Raw genomic sequence first — 17,189 nt, forward strand, 5'->3', positions numbered from 1 at the left:
TATTCTGGGAACTCGGCCTCGGCCCACGCACTAAGCGGCTTTACAAGGATGAGTGCATCATCCGCATAGCCGTTGAGGCTGTAGAATTTGTGTGTCCGCTCTTTACCGAGAACCATCGAGATGCGGGCGATGTCGCAACCAACACGCGCTGCTTCCTTCTCGATCCACGCCATCAGCTTTGCACCGATACCAGCGCTGCGCATTTCAGCGTCGACGACCACATGGTCGGCCTCGGCCCACTTGCCTGCCCATAGCTGTACCCCTATCCAAAAGCCCGACATGCCGACCATTCTCTCACCGAGGAAAGCGGCAATGCAGCGATAATTTCCCTGCGCGATCATTGCGGCCAGGCGCTCTTGAAACATGCCCTCCGGCATGGACCCCGTTTGCTGATAGAGCGGGTAGATGGTCGAAATCTCTTCGATGCCGACCAGTTCGCGAATGACGATGTCCATTTCAGCCCCCTCTTGCCCACCAATGCGCTGATCCAAATCTCACATCTCTTATATTAGGAATCGGTAAAGCGTCGATCCAAGCGGAAAGCCGGATGTAAAAACTCCATCTTGCGCGGCGTTGCTGGTTGAGCCGACCTTCAGCTCGACGGCTTCACCGGCCCGGTGCCGTTCCACTGAATGAAGTTGGCCGACCTGCTTTATCTCGACGGAATGAGCTCACCGGGTCCGAGCTGACGGTGCGCCGTCATCTGCTCGAAGACCTGATCGTTGCGCGCGGCAGCGACGGAGTCATCGTGCTTTCCGAGGAAGTCGAAGCCGACGGCTCGCAGTTGCTCGAGCATGCCTGTCAGGTCGGGCTCGAAGGCATATGCATTCAGAGCGAGAGCTTTATGATCGTCGGATTCGAGCTATCGGCCACGGCGCGGGGAGGTGTCGGCAGCTTGTTGCTTGCCGGGAAATGCGGGAACGATTGGGCCTATGCGGGCGCCGTTGGGACTGCCTTCGACAGCAAGGAGGCCGCCTCGCTGCGAAGCACTCTTGACCAATTGAGCACGAACAAGCCGGCCGTCCCCTGAAGGGCAAGAACCTCGTTTTCGCGCAGCCGCAGAGCGTGCGGCACGCGAAGCGAAGACGACACGGCTCAGACAGCTTCGTCTTGCCGGCCACCGATCCGCGACCGAGTCGAAATAAGCGAGCGCGCCATCGCTTTCCTCAACATGTGGATCGCAAACAATGTCCGTCCACCTTGGCACCAGGACTGACGAGGATGTCATGGCGAGATGGGCGATAAACTGGTTGCCGACGCCAGGTTGTTAGGCATCCGACGGGGGAAACCGATGAAGAGGCTGGTAACTGAATCATACAATCCTGTGATCAACGGTGGCTCGTTGCACAAACCCAGTCGTCCCGCGGAGCGCGGCCGGGACGCCGAGCGACTAGCTTGATTCTGCGGCGACGCCGTCGCTTCGGAAGGTTTTGTGAATATGGGTCGCGGCAAGGGCTGCTTGGCCAAAGGCCACGGCTATCTGGTTGAGGCCGGCCGCGACGTCGCCGATGGCGTAGAGACCGGGCACTGAGCTTTCCAAATTCTCCCCAACGCGCACGTAGCCGGTTTCGTCACAGTCGGCCCCCAGCGCCGTTGCAAGTTCAGATCGGACATCGCAACCCATTGAAGGATAGATGACATCGAGCTCGCGCGCCGGCGCCCCGCTGGCCATTTCGACCATGATGCCCGGTGGCCTTGGGATCAGGTCATCGACCCTGTCCCATATTGCGATCCCCGCTCGGGCCGCCCTGTCGCGGATAGCTCGCGACACATCCTCCGGGTAGTTGAAGAGCATTGCCACATGGGGACTGTAGTCCTTAAGGAACAGCGCTTCCTTGAGCGCGAGGTGCTCATTGCCGACCACGCCGAGTCGTTTGCCCCTGGCTTCGTATGCGTCGCAGACTGGGCATAACCTCACTGATCCATTGGCGATCGCCTGCGCGAGGCTCTTGATCGCGGGCGCCTTATCCACAATTCCGGTCGCGAGGATCACACGCGATGCAGTGGTGATACCGGACGGCGTGCGCAGGCGAAACCACCGTCCGCGCTTGTCGAGGCCTTCCACCCGGGCCTGGCCGATGACGACACCATGAGCCTTGGCCTGCCGGCCGAGCCGTTGGAGTAGGTCCTTCCCCGCGATGCCCTCCGGAAACCCGGGACAGTTCCGCGTCCTGGGGATCAGCAACGCGCGTGCGTCGCCTGCGTCGAACACGACAACCGAGCGCAGGAACCGTGCGAGGTAGACCGCCGCTGCAAGCCCGGCTGGACCTGCACCGACGACTGCGACATCAAACCTTTGGCCAATGCAAGATTCCAGCATAGCGGGCCAACTTGCCTTGCGCTTGGTTGTTCCAAAGACCGGACAAATGCGTCAACCCTGCCGGGACCCGGGCAGTCACCGCCATGGAACCTAGTCGATCGAATGGAGTTGGAAATCACCCGCACGGGTACATCCAACAAGGAGCGCATCGCTATGGCAGCTACGAAGAAAGCAACCGCCAGCACAAAGGGCCTTGAGGACATGTTCCTTGACGGCCTCAAAGACATCTACTACGCCGAAAAGAAAATCCTCAAGGCCCTGCCTAAGATGGCCAAGGGGGCGGAGGACGAGCAGGTTTCTGCCGCCTTTGAGAAACACCGCGTCGAGACCGAGGGTCAGGTCGAGCGCCTTGAGCAGGTGTTCGACATTCTCGGCGTCGCTGCGCGGGGCAAGACCTGCCCGGCAATCGACGGCATCATCGAGGAAGGATCCGAGATTCTTGAGGAATACAAAGGCTCAACTTCGATTGATGCTGGCCTTGTCGGCGCCGCGCAAGCTGTCGAGCACTATGAGATCGCACGCTACGGCACGCTGATCGCCTGGGCGACGTCGCTCGGCAGGGACGACATCGTCGAACTCCTCAACGCGACCCTTGAAGAGGAGAAGGCCACCGATGAGGCCCTCACGTCCCTCGGCGAGTCTGGCGTCAACGACAAGGCAGCCGAGCAGCAAAAAGCGGCTTGATCTTATCGACAACGAATGCGCAACGGGCCACGGCATGATCGTGGCCCTTGCCTTATGGGACAGGTCTGTCTGTCCAACGTTGGAGAAGCTGATCAGTAGTGGCGGTCTCGATGTGCTGGCCGTAGCGGCTGCTGAAAAGATCGATCATGGCGTCATGGGCTTCGTCCGAGGCGCTGCACAGCGCATCCTGAACAACGATCGTCCGCAAGCCGTAGTCGGCTGCGCCGAGCACCGTCGCAAGGACGCACATGTCCGTTTCGCCACCGGTGACGATCACGGCGTCACACCCACGGGCGGCCAGCCGCGCCCGCAGGTCGGAACCGAGCCAGGGGGAATACACCGGTTTGTCAATGACCGGCGCCGGCGGCGCAAAGGGTTGAAGCTCGGACACGAGGTCAATCTGCCCGGGAGCAAGGTGTTCGAGGGTCATATCCGCCCAGCGCTCGTAATACCGCCGCCAGGTTCCCTGCCCTTCGCCCGGACGACGCGCCGGGATGAATCGCGTAAACACCACCTGGGACGGATGGGCGGCACACAGGGCCACGATATTGGGAAGCACGCGATCCATCCACGGCAATGCCCAAGGCGATTCTCCCCGGAACATGCCCTGCATGTCGACGCAGATGTGTACGGCGTTCAACCCGAGGGAATCGTCACGAAGTGTCGGATCCGCTGCCATGGTCTATGTCACCTGGCTGTCAAACACGACGCCGAGCCCGTGCGCCACGGCACTTGCCGCGATCATGTCATCGAGGGCCTTTCCGGTGACCGGGCATTCCCCCAGCACGGCCTTGATCGCCTCGCCGGCCTGTCCGACCGACACGACATCGTGGCGCTTTTTCCTGACTTCGACATACTGTTCGATAGGCATGTTCAGGCGCCGAGTTGTTTGAGTATCCGCATCCATACCTTCCTCCATTCCGGTCGAAGCCCGATCTGACGGCGAGGTGCTGACCTCCCCCGATCGGTGGATTAATCTGCGGCCGCACGGCAGGTTCCCCTGATCCGGAAATTGCGTCCGGCTCCTAGTCGAGGAAGATCTGGACAATCATCGTGATGGCCGCCACCGCCATGACCACCGTTGCGGCCCAGCCGACGATCCTCAGACCAGGGGAACCGTTGCCATGCCCATGATGTCGTGGCGTGCCGTCATCAGCATCATCACCGCCATGACCGGAACAGCGACCACGCCATTGACCACCGCGCTCCAATAGAGCGCCTTGATCGGATTGACGGCCGTGAAGTTCAGACAGGCGCCAAGCAGCGTTGCGACCGCGATGGTCACGTAGAACGCTTTGGCCTCCAGCGGCTTGCGGTCGAGGCCGGTTGGCCATTTGCGCGCTTCGCCCATGGCATACCCGGCCGACCCGGCCAGAACCGGGATCGCCAACAGGCCGGTCCCGATCACGCCGAGGGCAAAGATTGCAAACGCAAACGCACCTGCCACCGGCTTCAGTGCCTCGGCGGCCTGACTGGTCGATTCGATATCAGTGGCGCCGCTGGCATGGAGTGTCGCACCAGCCGTGATCATGATTGCCAGGGCCACGAGATTGGAGAATGCCATGCCGATATACGTATCGAGCCGGATGCGCTCGATTGCGCTCCTGGCCTGCTCCGGCGCTTTCTTGAGGGGCTTCCGTTCCGGTTTGGCTTTCTGGTCTTCGACTTTCTGCGACGCCTGCCAGAAGAACAGGTAGGGGCTGATGGTTGTACCCAGGATCGCCACCACCGATGTCCAAAAGCTGGCGTCGGCAGTCAATTTCGGAATGAAGAGGCCATGGGCGACTTCACCCCATGGCACGTGCACAACGAGCACAGTTCCAAAATACGCAAAGAGCGACAGCGTCAGCCATTTCAGCACCGAGACGTAGCGGCTGTATTTAAGGAAGACCTGTAGAACAACGGATACCGCCCCGAACATGATAACATAGGCGAGATGCGGCCCGCCGATGATCAGTTTCAGGGCGTCGCCCATGGCGCCGAGGTCGGCGCCGATGTTGATGATGTTGGCGATAAGGAGCAACACGACGACCGACTGAAGGAGCCAGTTCGGATAATACCGCCGCATGTTACCGGCGATCCCCTGGCCGGTGGTACGGCCGATCCGAGCGCTGATTTCCTGCACCACTGACATGAGTGGATAGCTGAAGAGCAACGTCCATGTCAGGCCGAAGCCGAACTGCGCGCCTGCTTGGGAATAAGTGGCAATGCCGCTGGGATCGTCGTCGGACGCACCCGTTATCAGGCCAGGTCCCAAGGCGCCGAGAAGCCGTGGCTTCGACGGGCCAACAACCGGATTGTTCTTTTGCATGCTGGTACGATTCCCTTCGCGAGCGACGTAACTCGCTGCCGGGACAAAAGCTCCGTCGCGCAGAAAATTATCATACGGTCCCCGACCGCCATTCGCCGACAAGGCGGAGCGACCGGTCATCCTTGCTGCGCCAGGCGAGGCGCCTGAAAGCCCAACATTGAACGCAACTTGTCGTTTTGCGCAAACGTACACGATGAGGTGGCCGGGCAACGGCGGAACAAGTCCTGGCATCAGAGGTTGTGGCCGGACATGAAGAGGGTGTTCACAATGGGCGACGATAAAGACAGCCGTCAGCAGGCTGCCAGTAAGACTCTCGCGCAATCCATTGCCAGGGAAACCGGCATCACCGAGGATCAGGCGCGCGAGCTTATTCGCCTGATCGGCACCGACCGCAATTCTCTGCTCCGCGAGGCGCGGCTTTTGTTCCGGCAACGCCCCCGTTAATCGAACTACGCGGTCATATTTTGCTAGCGCCCGGCGGTGATCCCTTTGATAAGCCGAACCAGCTCTGCGGGCTCGGTGGGCTTCAACACGGTGAGTCCGTGCGCAAAAGCGCCTTCGCTACCTTCGATGCCCAAGCCGGTATAGACCACAAAGGGCACGCCCCTGTCTGCCAAGGTTTTCGCCGCCTCATGGCATTCGCCGTCCGCCAGCATGACGTCCAGGACAGCAGCCGCAGGCGTGTGGTCGGTGAGGAACCGGTTCGCCTCGTCGCAAGATCTCGCCACTGCTACGGTGAAGCCAGCCTCGCAAAGCGCGCACTCAAGGTCCAAAGCGATCAGGGCTTCGTCGTCAGCGACCAGGACCAGAGGGCATTCCACGGAGCCCATACTATCATATCGAGAGGTAAGTGACGAGTGGCCGCTGCCTGGCGCCGGCCTTCGTGGTCGCATGTTGCGCACCGTCCAGCACTCCAAAACCATCGGCCTTGGAACGAACTCCCACAGCCCGCATTATAGTCTGTTAAGCTTGATCGGGGACCGGGATGAATGAACAAACGCAGGCGAACGTTGTCGCCTCCAAAAACTTGGAAGCATCCGGCGGTGACAGCCTCAATTTCGACTACCAGGATTTTTTCGAAAATGGCGCCGTGGCCCTCCATCTGGTGAGCGCCGACGGCATCATTCTGCATGCCAACAAGGCTGAGCTCGACCTTCTCGGTTATCCCGCAGAAGATTATATCGGTCGCCACATCGCGGACTTCTATCCCGACCGGCACATCATCGGAGACATTCTAGAGCGCCTCACGCGTGGCGAGAGGATCGCGAGATATCCGGCGCGTCTGAGGGCATGTGACGGATCTATCAAGCACGTCGAAATCACGTCGAGTGGCCACTTCCGCGATGGCAACCTGGTCAACACAAGATGCTTTACCGTCGACGTAACCGACCTTGAAAATACCCGCTCCGAACTGAGGCAGCAGGACAGCACTTATCACCAGATCCTCGACGGCCTTCCGGTCGCCATCTACACGACGGATCAGCATGGGACGATCACCTATTACAACCGTGCTGCTGCCGATCTGGCAGGACGGGAGTCCGTGATTGGCAACGACAGGTGGTGTGAGACGTTCAAGCTGTTTACCGCCGATGGCAAGGAACTTCCGCACGACGAGTACCCTATGGCCATTACGCTCAAAGAAAACCGACCGGTCCGCAACCAGCAGGCCGTGGCGCAGCGTCCGGACGGATCGTTTTTTCCGGTCCTGCCCCACCCCACGCCGCTGCGGGATGACCAGGGCAACCTGATTGGGGCCGTGAATATGCTGCTCGACCTGACGGATCGCCAGCGTGCCGAGGAAGCCAGGCAGCACCTGTCCGCGATCGTGGAATCATCATTTGACGCAATCGTCAGCAAGGATCTGAACACTATCATCAAGAGCTGGAACCAAGGCGCTGAGCGGCTGTTTGGCTATACCGCCGACGAAGCGATCGGCCAGTCTGTAACCATGCTGATCCCAGATGACCATCAAGACGAGGAACCCCGTATACTCGAGCGCATCCGAGGTGGCGAACGCGTAGAGCCGTTCGAAACGACCCGCCAGCGCAAGGACGGCAGCCGGGTCCCGGTTTCGCTGACGATATCGCCCGTACGCAACGCAAGCGGGCAGATCGTTGGCGCATCGAAGATAGCGCGGGACATCACATCAGCGAAGGAGAACGAATACCGCATCCGCATGCTGATGCGCGAGGTCAACCACCGGGTGAAAAACCAGTATTCGGTTATCCTGTCGATGATCCGCGAGACCAACAATCGAGCGGAGACCCCCAAGCAGTTTGAATCCCAGGTCCGCGAGCGCATCATGGCGCTGTCGCGCTCCCACGACCTGCTGGTGTCGGCCGACTGGAAGGGCGCCACGGTCAGTGAGCTTTTGGCAGCGCAGATCGAGCCTTTCCCACGGGGAGACATCATTGACATGTCGGGCCCGTCGATGGTCCTGAGTCCCAATGCGGTGCAGTATCTTGGGATCGCCTTCCATGAACTGGCGACCAATTCGGCGAAATACGGAGTGCTCTCGGGGGACAAGGGCCGGATCACGGTCGTATGGACCATTACCGGTTCAGATGTTTCGAAGCTCTTCCACCTCACCTGGACTGAAACTGATGGGCCGGAAGTGCAGACCATCGGACAGGGCGGCTTTGGTACCGTCGTCCTGAAGCGTGTTGCGCCAGCGGCGGTTGGAGGACAGGGAATTCTTGAGCATGGCCCGCAAAGGGTCAAATGGAGTCTGGAGGCGCCCTTGGCCGGCGTGCAGGCCCCTGCTGCAAATGGAGCTTAGAGGTCAGCGTTTCCGACCTTAGACGCCATTGCTTGATACGGAGCGGCCCGGTCGGGCTTATCACTCAATTCGTTTGATACGACCTTTATCGAGGCGGAAAACCCCGGTGTTGCCACCCTGCCTTTCAAAATCGGTCAGCAAGTCGTCCCAAGTACCGAGGAATTCCCCGCAGTCATCACAGACGATCCTCGTGTCTCGCTGCGCGTCGGCCGGGATTCTCAGCCGAATGGTCAGGCAGTGGGGACACTCCAGGTTATGATTGAGGTATTGCGTGGTCATGGCGGATCGCAATTAAACGCCGCCATGGCCTTTATGCAAGAGCGGTTTGTGCCGGTTGCTGCCCGCCAGTGTCAACGTGCCCAACATTCCGTTGTTTTGAAGCCAATTTCATCCGTGCTACCGGTGTAGCCGCGAGATCGTGCTGCTGCTGACATTGTATCGCTGGGCGACTACCCGCATTGCTTCCCCGGCCTCCAGGCTTGCCAGAGCCTCCCGTCGCTGTTGTTGAGAGAGCTTGGGCTTGCGGCCGAATTTGACACCTCTGGCCATCTCACGCGCGACCGTCGAAGTGTTCTCCAGAATCCTGCGCCGCTGCCATTGGGCCGCCCGTGACGACGACGATGACGATCCGCCGCATGTCCTGCTTATGCGGCCATTCCGCCCAGGCAGGGAGCCGACGGAGCAGTTGCTTATTCGGAGCCTACCAGCCTGAGGCGGCCGGGTCCGCTCTGGGGCAGGCGAGACAGCGATTTGACGCCGCTTTGGTCGGCGTCACCTGTCATGGCGGTGACGGGCGCTGTAGTAGCATCCAGCGGGGATGTGATGGGCCGAGGCTTCCGTGACCTCGCTCTGCTCAAGGAACCTTTTGTCAGTCCGGACCATTCTTCGAGAAGTGACGCACGTCCGAGGAATAGATGGCGACCGACAAGCTCTCAAAGTACAAAGCCAAGCGCGATTTCGAGCTCACGCGGGAGCCGAGCGGTAGGGAGAAGATTAAACCGTCGAATAGGCGACGGTTCGTCATACAGAAACATGACGCAACGCGGTTGCACTATGATTTGAGGCTCGAGCTTGGCGGCGTCTTCAAATCCTGGGCAGTGACGCGTGGCCCGTCTCTTGATCCGCACGACAAGCGTCTTGCGGTCGAAGTCGAGGATCACCCGCTCGACTATGGGGATTTCGAAGGCACGATTCCGAAAGGACAGTATGGCGGCGGCACGGTGATGCTGTGGGATCGCGGCTACTGGGAACCCGAGGGGAAGAAGAGCCCAGAGCAGGCCCTCGCAAAAGGCGACTTTAAGTTCACTCTCGAAGGCGAACGGCTGCATGGCAGCTTTGTGCTTGTCCGCATGGCCCATGACCGCGAGCGAGGCAAACGCACCAACTGGCTGCTGATCAAGCATCGCGACGAGTGCGCGGTGGAGGAAAACGGCGCCGCCGTTCTTGAGCAGAACGACACTTCGGTAGCCTCCGGCCGCACGATGGAGGCCATCGCTTCCGGAAAAGGTCGCAAGCCAAAACCGTTCATGCTGCAGGGCGGCAAGGTAGAAGCCGATGCGGTGTGGGATAGCCGTACCGGGCTGGCGGCAAATGAGCGTAAGCAAAAAGCTCGCGGCAAGGAGAGATCGGATGCGGGAAATCCTGTCGATCTGCCCGATTTCATCGCACCTCAGCTTTGCGAGACGCTGGCGCGGCCGCCATCCGGAAGTGAGTGGCTGCATGAGATCAAGTTTGACGGCTATCGCATCCAGATGCGCGTGCTTGACGGCGAGGCGACGCTGAAGACGCGGAAGGGTTTGGACTGGACGGCCAAATATCCCGCGATCGCACGCGCTGCCGCAAATCTGCCGGATACGATCATCGACGGCGAGATCTGCGCGCTGGATGAGAATGGTGCTCCCGATTTCGCCGCGCTTCAGGCGGCTCTGTCCGAAGGCAAGACAGACGCGTTGGTCTATTTCGCGTTCGATCTCTTGTTCGAGGGCCGCGACGACCTGCGCACGTTGCCGCTCTCTGAGCGGAAGGCCAGGCTGCAGCAACTCCTGGCCGATACGGGCGACGAGGCTCGCCTTCGCTTCGTTGAGCATTTCGAAACCGGCGGCGATGCGGTGCTGCGCTCGGCCTGCCGGTTGTCGCTCGAGGGCATCGTGTCGAAGCAGGCCGGCGCGCCTTACGTTTCCGGCCGGACCGAAACTTGGGCAAAGTCTAAATGCCGCGCCGGCCACGAGGTTGTCATCGGCGCCTATGCCACAACCAACGGCAAGTTCCGATCGCTTCTGGTCGGCGTCAACCGGGATGATAGCTTCGTCTATGTCGGCCGTGTCGGCACCGGTTATGGCGCCGCTAAGGTCAAGGACTTGATGCCGAGACTGAAGGCAGTGGAGACGTCGAGATCGCCCTTCACCGGGATTGGCGCCCCAAAAAAAGAGCTCGGTGTCGTCTGGCTCAAACCGGAACTCGTAGCGGAGATTGAGTTCGCCGGCTGGACGTCCGACGGCCTTGTCCGTCAGGCGGCGTTTAAGGGGCTGCGGGAGGACAAGCCGGCCGAAGAGGTCCAGGCCGAGACGCCGGCCTCGCCCACCAAGACGGAAGTACCTCAGCCTGCAACGTCGACATCGTCGAAACCGTCTCGCCGCGCCGGCAAGATCGATGTCATGGGGGTGTTGATCTCAAACCCCGACAAGCCTTTGTGGCCCGACGCCAACGATGGGAGACCGGTCACCAAGGAAGACCTTGCCCGCTACTACGAGGCCGTCGGCGCCTGGCTGATCGAGCACATCCGCGGGCGGCCGTGTTCGATCATTCGGACCCCGGACGGACTCGGCGGCGAGCAGTTCTTCCAACGCCATGCCATGCCGGGAACGTCGAACCTGCTGGAGCTGGTGACTGTATTCGGGGACCGGAAGCCCTATCTGCAGATCGATCGCATCGAAGGGCTAGCCGCGGTGGCCCAGATCGGTGCGGTGGAACTGCATCCATGGAACTGCGAGCTCCACCAGCCGGAGCTGCCGGGCCGCCTGGTCTTCGACTTGGACCCAGGTCCTGACGTTCCTTTCTCCACCGTGGTGCAAGCTGCCAAGGAGATGCGCGATCGCCTCGACGATCTCGGGCTAGTCAGCTTCTGCAAGACGACCGGCGGAAAGGGCCTGCATGTCGTGACGCCGCTCGCCACCAAACGCAGCAAGCTTACCTGGCCCGAGGCCAAGGGTTTCGCGCACGATGTCTGTGTGGCGATGGCGCGCGACCACCCCGAACTCTACCTGACCAAGATGGCGAAGAACCAACGCCACGGGCGCATCTTCCTCGACTATCTGCGCAATGACCGCATGGCCACGGCGGTCGCGCCGCTGTCGCCGCGTGCGCGGCCCGGAGCAACTGTTTCCATGCCGCTGACCTGGACCCAGGTCAAAGCCCTTCTCGATCCGAAGCGGTACACTCTGCGCACCGTGCCCGGCTTGCTTGCAAAGAGCACGGCCTGGAAGGATTATGCCGAAGGCCATCGTCCTCTGGAGCCGGCCATCAAACGGCTGGGAAAGGTGATGAAACAAGCCGCCTGATCAGGTCGCGGTCGCTCATGTCGAACACCGCCGAGTTGTCCTGGACGTCGCGCAGTCCCTTATACGCCGCGTGACGCAGCTTGCCGTCGTTGCTCCACCCTCGGAATTCGATTTCGGCTATCAGCGTCGGCTGAGCGAAAACGAGGTTCTTGCCCTTCAGGGGGACGGCCGGCTTGTTCGTGCTCTTGGTCGAGAGTGCTTCGCAGCGAGGCGGCCTCCTTGCTGTCGAAGCCAGTCCCAGCGGCGCCCGCATAGGCCCAATCGTTTCCGCATTTCCCGGCAAGCAACAAGCTGCCGATACCTCCCCGCGCCGCGGCCGATAGCTCGTATCCGACGATCATAAAGCTCTCGCTCTGAATGCATTTGACCTTTAGCCAGTCGCCGTTGCGGCCGGACCGATAGGGCTGCTGGCGACGCTTGGCGATGATGCCTTCGAGCCCGACCTGACAGGCCTGCTCGAGCAACTGCGAGCCTTCGGCTTCGAGTTCCTCGGAAAGCCGGATGACTCCGTCGCTGCCCGCAACGATCAGGTCTTCGAGCAGATGACGGCGCACCGTCAGCTCGGACCGGTGAGATCATGTCCGTCGAGATAAAGCAGGTCGAATACCATGAGGATCGATTCGGTCGAGGTTCGTTTCCACGTCCGCCGAGCGATCTTTGCAACGCCCCGAAATCCGACCTTCCACGTTCATCGAGCACTACCGCTTCGCCGTCCAGGATCGCCTTATCGACCCCAAGTCGCATTGCCGCCGACGCGATCGAAGGAAACCTGTGTGTCCAGTCATGGCCGCCGCGCGTGATGATGTGCACGTCCTGTCGATCGACATGCACGGCAAGGCGGTAGCCATCCCATTTGACTTCGAACAGCCAGTCCAGTCCGGCTGGGACTTTCGGCTGCAGAAGTGCAAGGCAGGGATCGATCCGATCCGGCATCGGGTCGAACGGCAAGTCGGGCTGGCTGGGGTCGTGTCGCCTGAGGCGGCGAGATCGGACCGTTGGTTCAGGGGGTGCGAGCAGCGGTGCCGCCTTCTTCGACGATCGGCGCATTCTAGCGCTTGCCCGGGCGGTTCTCGACCTCGACGGACTTGCGCAAGGCATCCATGATGTTGATGACGTTGTTGGGGGTCGCCTTGGGCTCTGCGCCCTTCGCCTTTGCCGGGCGTTTCGTCTTCTTGCGCTTGGCCTCGATGATCTCCAGCAGCTTGTCCTGGACCGGATCCGACACGAGCTTGCTGTCCCAATGGCGCGTCTGCTTCTTGATGAACTGCTGGATCAGCGGCATCATCTCGGAGTTTGACTTCGTGCCGTCGATCGCCTCGAAGTATGTCTCTTCGTCCCGAACCTCGTCGCCATAGCGCAGCGTCCACAAGACGATGCCTTTGCCGCGCGGCTCGAGCATAACAGCCCGCTCTCGGCGCGAGATCACCAGTCGGGAAACGCCGACCATGTCTTCGGCAGCCATCGCGTCACGGATGACGGAAAACGCCTCCTCCCCGACCGGATCGTTGGGCGAAAGGTAATACGGTGTGTCGAGCCAGATCCATTCGATGGAATCGCGCGGCGAGAAGACGTCGATGTCGATCGTCCTGGTGCTGTCGAGCGCGACGTTTTCGAGCTCCTCGTCCTCGAGGATGATGTAGTCGTTCTCGCCGCGCTGATAGCCTTTCACCTCGTCATCGTCCTTCACCTCCTTGCCGGTGACGGCATCGATGTAGTGACTGACCACGCGATTCCGGGTCTCGCGATTGAGCGTATGGAAGCGCACCTTTTCGCTTTCCGACGTCGCCGGCATCATCTGCACAGGGCAAGTCACCAACGAGAGCTTCAGATAGCCTTTCCAGTATGGACGGACTGCCATAACAACCTCCGATCAGGCAGCGCGTTTGGTTCTGGCGGCGCGCTTTGGCTGCTGCTTCCGGTCATTGGTCGCCTTCGCGGCAGCCCGTTTCGGCTTCTCGCTCGCGGCCAGTCCGGCGCTTTGTCGCAAGGCTTCCAGCAGGTCGCCCTTCTTCGCAGGCGGCGGCGCCTTCTTCTTGGAGATGGCCTTGCCCTCGATCTTTGCCTTTACCAGTTCGGCGACCGCCGCGTCATAGCGATCGTCGAAGCTCTTTGCGTTGAAGGGGCCCTTCTTGGTGTTGATGATGTGCTTGGCAAGATCAAGCATCTCGCCCTCGATCTTCATTGCGGGGATGTCGTCGAAGGCCTCCTTCGCGGAGCGAACCTCATAGTCGAAGTTCAGCGTCGTGCCGATCATGCCTTTCCCATGCGGACGGATCAGTACCGTGCGCAGGCGCCGGAATAACACAGCACGCGCCAGTGCAGCGACCTTCGCCTGACGCATGCCGTCACGCAACAGCCTGAAGGCATCGGCGCCCAATTTGTCTGGCGCAAGGTAGTAGGGTTTGTCGAAGTAGACGTCGTCGATCTCGTCGCATGGCACGAAGGCTTCGATCTTGAGGGTCTTATCGCTTTCCGGAACTGCCGCGGCAACTTCGTCCGGCTCGAGCACGACGTAGTCGCCGTTCTCGATCTCGTACCCCTTGACCTGGTCTTCCCGCTCTACCGGATCGCCGGTCTCGCTGTCGACGAATTCGCGCCGGACCCGGTTGCCGGTCGCGCGATTGAGGGTGTTGAAGGCGATGCGTTCGGAGGACGAAGCCGCCGTATAAAGCGCCACTGCGCAGGCGACTTCCCCGAACTTGATATATCCTTTCCAATTGGCACGCGCGGCAACCATGAAACTCGCACTCCGACACAACCTATACGAGTCAATAAAGAGTCATTTCGCCAGGAAGGTTCCGAGTCGAAACGAATCTAATTTCAATGGGTTGGCGGGCGAGTCGCCGACAGCCCTTGACACTGTCGTAGTCGAGAACGAAAGGAAGTCGCTCCCTCCGAGCCCGGTGGCGATTTCCAATCGAGCGGGCACCTGAAAGAGCTTAAGGGAAATTGACCGCTGTCTTTGGGGGCAACGCTCAATCCTCATTTGGTTTTTCACCCGCTTCGGGACGCTGTCTTTGGCGCTCTTCTGCCCAAAACTGGGAGTGAAGCGACATGGTTTTATCTACCCTTGGGTTCCTAGCGCTTACGCCGGTCAATCCTAGAGGGCTTCGGCTAATCAAAGTGCATGAGTAGCTACTTGAAATGCAATCGAAATTGGCGCACCCGTTGAATTCGAACCAAACGGCCTCTTCCTTTGGAGGGCAGCTTTCGCCCTCGATGTCGGGTGCCAACAACACCCGTTCCCACCCGCAGGTTCGCCCAACTATCCCCGCCTCGATTTCACGCGACCTATAGATTTGGCCGGATAGGCGCGACCGACATCAGGGTCAAACGTCGATGACTTGAACTCTCTGTCGGTCCATTCTTGCATATCTGCGACGGCGCATATCACGCCCCCACCCAACGTTCGATAGACAGGCCCCGGCGCCGACCAATTTTAGCGGTAAGTGGATGAGAACTGGTCTCATGCAACCACCACTTCCCTGCACCAGTTCAAACGCCACCATTTAGAGCTTTAGTCGGTCAAGGTAGCTTGCTCCATCATCTGGCACCGTGATCCAGCGCGACTGAGCGCGATCACCGGTCACCCCCATCTGGCCGCGACTGATGCAACCACCAATCCCCTGCCCACACCAAGCCCGCCTTTGGCTTGCTATGTCCGCCCGCGGTACCTTGATCCATCGTGTCCCACCGTGATCCAGCGTGGCTGAGCGTGATGCACAACCATCCATTTCATCCTCCAAATGTCACGAACAGTCACGCTCAATCACATTGAATCATTGATCTTTTTTGGCCTTGCGCACAGGGGGCGGAATTTGGCATATTGGAGGCGATTTTCGGCGAGTGATCGCCTTACCGTCACCAATTAACGAGCCCATACCGCCCCCAAATCTGCACGAGTCCCAGCCATGCCCAGCCTCACTGACGGAGCCATTCGACGAGCAATCAAACAGGTCGAGAAGTCAGGCAAGCAGGCGGACCTCGCCGATGGCGAAGGTCGCGGCACGGGGCGGTTGGTGCTGGTTCTGAAGGCGATGCCCACGCGGGTGACAGCCGAATGGATGGCGCAGCAATGGCGCGATGGCAAACGGACGAAAAAGAAAATCGGTTCCTATCCCTCGATCGCTCTGGCCGAAGCACGGGAACTCTTTCAGCGCGACTTCGCCAATCTCATCCAGAAAGGTCGCAGCATCAAGATCGCCAAGGATACCCGGCCGGGAACCGTCGGAGATCTGTTTGAGGGCTATGTCGAGAACCTGAAGGAAAACGACAAGTCCTCCTGGAAGGAAGCGGAGAAGGGGCTGAACAAGGTTGCCGACACACTCGGGCGCAATCGGCTAGCGCGCGAGATCGAACCCGATGAAGTCGCCAACGTCATCCGCCCCATCTACGAGCGCGGCGCCCGGGTCATGGCGGATCACGTCCGAAGCTACATCCGTTCCGCCTACAGCTGGGGCATGAAGTCCGAGCATGACTATCGAAACAGCTCCCCTCGCCGCTTCCGGCTTGCTTACAATCCGGCGGCGGGCATCCCGACCGAGCCCAAGAATGTCGGCACCCGCTGGCTCGATGAGGACGAATATGTGCGGCTGTATCGCTGGCTCGAATGCCCCGATACTCCCGTGCATCCGCCCTACCCGCGCGCCATCCGCATCCTGATGCTGACGGGACAACGCGTCGAGGAGATTGCCCGACTGCACGTCGATCAGTGGGATACAAAAGAAGAAATTATCGACTGGTCAAAGACGAAGAACAGCCGGCCCCACGCGATACCTGTTCCCGCGCTGGCCGCCGAGTTGATCAATTCCCTCAAGCCGAACAAATATGGATGGTTCTTTCCATCAGCGAACGACCCGTCCGTACCGGTTAGCCACAACACCCTTTACAGCTTCATCTGGAGGCAGCGGGAGCGTGGCGTCATCCCGGTTGTCACCAATCGGGATCTGCGGCGTACCTGGAAGACGCTCGCTGGCAAAGCCGGGGTGACGAAAGAAATCCGCGATCGCATCCAGAACCATGCCCTGCATGATGTCAGCTCAAAGAATTACGACAGATGGAACTACATGCCGGAAAAGCGTGCCGGCATGAAGAAATGGGACAAGTTCGTTACCGCGTTACTATGCAAGGGACGGAGCCGCAAAGCCGCATGATCCCATTTGTGCAATAGCCCGTTGCATCAAATGTCGGCTTCGCGCCGCTAGCTAGCAGGACGTTCCCACGCTCGCGTCCGAGCGCCAAAAGCGGACATCGCTTACGCTCAGGGAACTGGCGAGGTTGCCCTAAGCAAAAGAAACGCCATTTTGCTCTCTGAATCCTGAGACGTAGAACTTTACTCGCCTCTGGACGTTAGGTTCGACGAACGGACTTTCAAAGATCGTCATGGCACGCTCCACAGTGATCGCAATCGGCGCCTCGGCGGGCGGGGTCGATGCATTGCACGATCTCGTTGCCAAGCTGCCGGAGGCGTTTCCAGCCTCGGTTTTGATCGTGTTGCATATCGGCGCTCATCGAAGCGAACTACCCGCGATATTGAAT

The 17,189-nt window shown here is 60.1% G+C and carries 13 protein-coding genes, 1 tRNA gene and 3 pseudogenes; 6 read left to right on the forward strand and 11 right to left on the reverse strand.

The features are described from left to right. Positions 1–455 (reverse strand): GNAT family N-acetyltransferase (locus EN750_RS01920; RefSeq protein ID WP_127395472.1); only part of this gene is annotated, 455 nt, incomplete at its 3' end. Between the two features lie 189 nt (positions 456–644). Here EN750_RS01920 and EN750_RS01925 point away from each other — a divergent pair. After that, positions 645–1,059: pseudogene (locus EN750_RS01925) on the forward strand (ATP-dependent DNA ligase); the annotation flags it as partial. Positions 1,060–1,390: 331 nt separating this feature from the next. On the opposite strand, the gene EN750_RS01930 reads toward EN750_RS01925, so the two are convergent. After that, entirely contained in the window at positions 1,391–2,320 is a 930-nt protein-coding gene (locus tag EN750_RS01930; RefSeq protein WP_127395474.1) for an NAD(P)/FAD-dependent oxidoreductase, read from the reverse strand. A 153-nt stretch (positions 2,321–2,473) separates the two neighbouring features. On the opposite strand from EN750_RS01930, the gene EN750_RS01935 reads away from it, so the two are divergent. Continuing rightward, on the forward strand, positions 2,474–3,004 hold the full coding sequence (locus EN750_RS01935) for a ferritin-like domain-containing protein (protein ID WP_127395485.1): 531 nt from the start codon (positions 2,474–2,476) through the stop codon (positions 3,002–3,004). 52 nt (positions 3,005–3,056) lie between these two features. On the opposite strand, the gene EN750_RS01940 is transcribed toward EN750_RS01935, so the two are convergent. From EN750_RS01940 to EN750_RS01950, 3 genes and pseudogenes are all read right to left on the reverse strand, one after another. Beyond that, positions 3,057–3,683, reverse strand: coding sequence for an isochorismatase family cysteine hydrolase (locus EN750_RS01940; protein ID WP_127395475.1), 627 nt, complete (start codon positions 3,681–3,683; stop codon positions 3,057–3,059). Positions 3,684–3,686: 3 nt separating this feature from the next. Continuing rightward, positions 3,687–3,875, reverse strand: coding sequence for a hypothetical protein (locus EN750_RS01945; protein WP_245482576.1), 189 nt, complete (start codon positions 3,873–3,875; stop codon positions 3,687–3,689). A gap of 154 nt (positions 3,876–4,029) precedes the next feature. Further along, positions 4,030–5,315 (reverse strand): annotated as a pseudogene (locus tag EN750_RS01950) (Nramp family divalent metal transporter). A 267-nt stretch (positions 5,316–5,582) separates the two neighbouring features. Between EN750_RS01950 and EN750_RS39270 the strand changes: the two are divergent. Further along, positions 5,583–5,759, forward strand: coding sequence for a hypothetical protein (locus EN750_RS39270; protein ID WP_189525999.1), 177 nt, complete (start codon positions 5,583–5,585; stop codon positions 5,757–5,759). A gap of 23 nt (positions 5,760–5,782) precedes the next feature. On the opposite strand, the gene EN750_RS01955 is transcribed toward EN750_RS39270, so the two are convergent. Further along, positions 5,783–6,145, reverse strand: a complete 363-nt coding sequence (locus tag EN750_RS01955; RefSeq protein WP_189526001.1) for a response regulator — start codon at positions 6,143–6,145, stop codon at positions 5,783–5,785. 155 nt (positions 6,146–6,300) lie between these two features. Here EN750_RS01955 and EN750_RS01960 point away from each other — a divergent pair, with 155 nt between their 5' ends. Further along, positions 6,301–8,094 carry a PAS domain S-box protein gene (locus EN750_RS01960; protein WP_127395478.1) on the forward strand — a complete coding sequence of 598 codons (1,794 nt, stop codon included), beginning with the start codon at positions 6,301–6,303 and terminating at the stop codon, positions 8,092–8,094. A 60-nt stretch (positions 8,095–8,154) separates the two neighbouring features. Here EN750_RS01960 and EN750_RS01965 read toward each other — a convergent pair whose 3' ends face one another. After that, entirely contained in the window at positions 8,155–8,373 is a 219-nt protein-coding gene (locus EN750_RS01965; RefSeq protein ID WP_127395479.1) for a hypothetical protein, read from the reverse strand. A 635-nt stretch (positions 8,374–9,008) separates the two neighbouring features. Here EN750_RS01965 and ligD (EN750_RS01975) point away from each other — a divergent pair. Further along, positions 9,009–11,651: a DNA ligase D gene (ligD, locus tag EN750_RS01975; RefSeq protein ID WP_127395481.1), complete on the forward strand. Its 2,643-nt coding sequence runs from the start codon at positions 9,009–9,011 to the stop codon at positions 11,649–11,651. Here ligD (EN750_RS01975) and ligD (EN750_RS01980) read toward each other — a convergent pair. The 4 genes and pseudogenes from ligD (EN750_RS01980) to EN750_RS39200 form a co-directional block, all read right to left on the reverse strand. After that, positions 11,614–12,698, reverse strand: a pseudogene (ligD, locus tag EN750_RS01980) (non-homologous end-joining DNA ligase). The gene ligD (EN750_RS01975) and the pseudogene ligD (EN750_RS01980) overlap by 38 nt on opposite strands. A 1-nt stretch (position 12,699) precedes the next feature. Beyond that, the gene (locus EN750_RS01985) at positions 12,700–13,509 is read right to left on the reverse strand and encodes a Ku protein (RefSeq protein WP_127395482.1); all 810 of its coding nucleotides are present in this window, start codon (positions 13,507–13,509) and stop codon (positions 12,700–12,702) included. Positions 13,510–13,521: 12 nt separating this feature from the next. Next, positions 13,522–14,388, reverse strand: coding sequence for a Ku protein (locus EN750_RS01990; protein ID WP_127395483.1), 867 nt, complete (start codon positions 14,386–14,388; stop codon positions 13,522–13,524). 420 nt (positions 14,389–14,808) lie between these two features. Next, positions 14,809–14,881 (reverse strand) — tRNA-OTHER (locus tag EN750_RS39200). Positions 14,882–15,562: 681 nt separating this feature from the next. Here EN750_RS39200 and EN750_RS01995 point away from each other — a divergent pair. Further along, positions 15,563–16,804: a site-specific integrase gene (locus EN750_RS01995; protein WP_127395484.1), complete on the forward strand. Its 1,242-nt coding sequence runs from the start codon at positions 15,563–15,565 to the stop codon at positions 16,802–16,804. Positions 16,805–17,189 lie beyond the last annotated feature (385 nt).

Source organism: Mesorhizobium sp. M7A.F.Ca.ET.027.03.2.1, assembly GCF_003999175.1.
Taxonomy (GTDB): domain Bacteria; phylum Pseudomonadota; class Alphaproteobacteria; order Rhizobiales; family Rhizobiaceae; genus Mesorhizobium.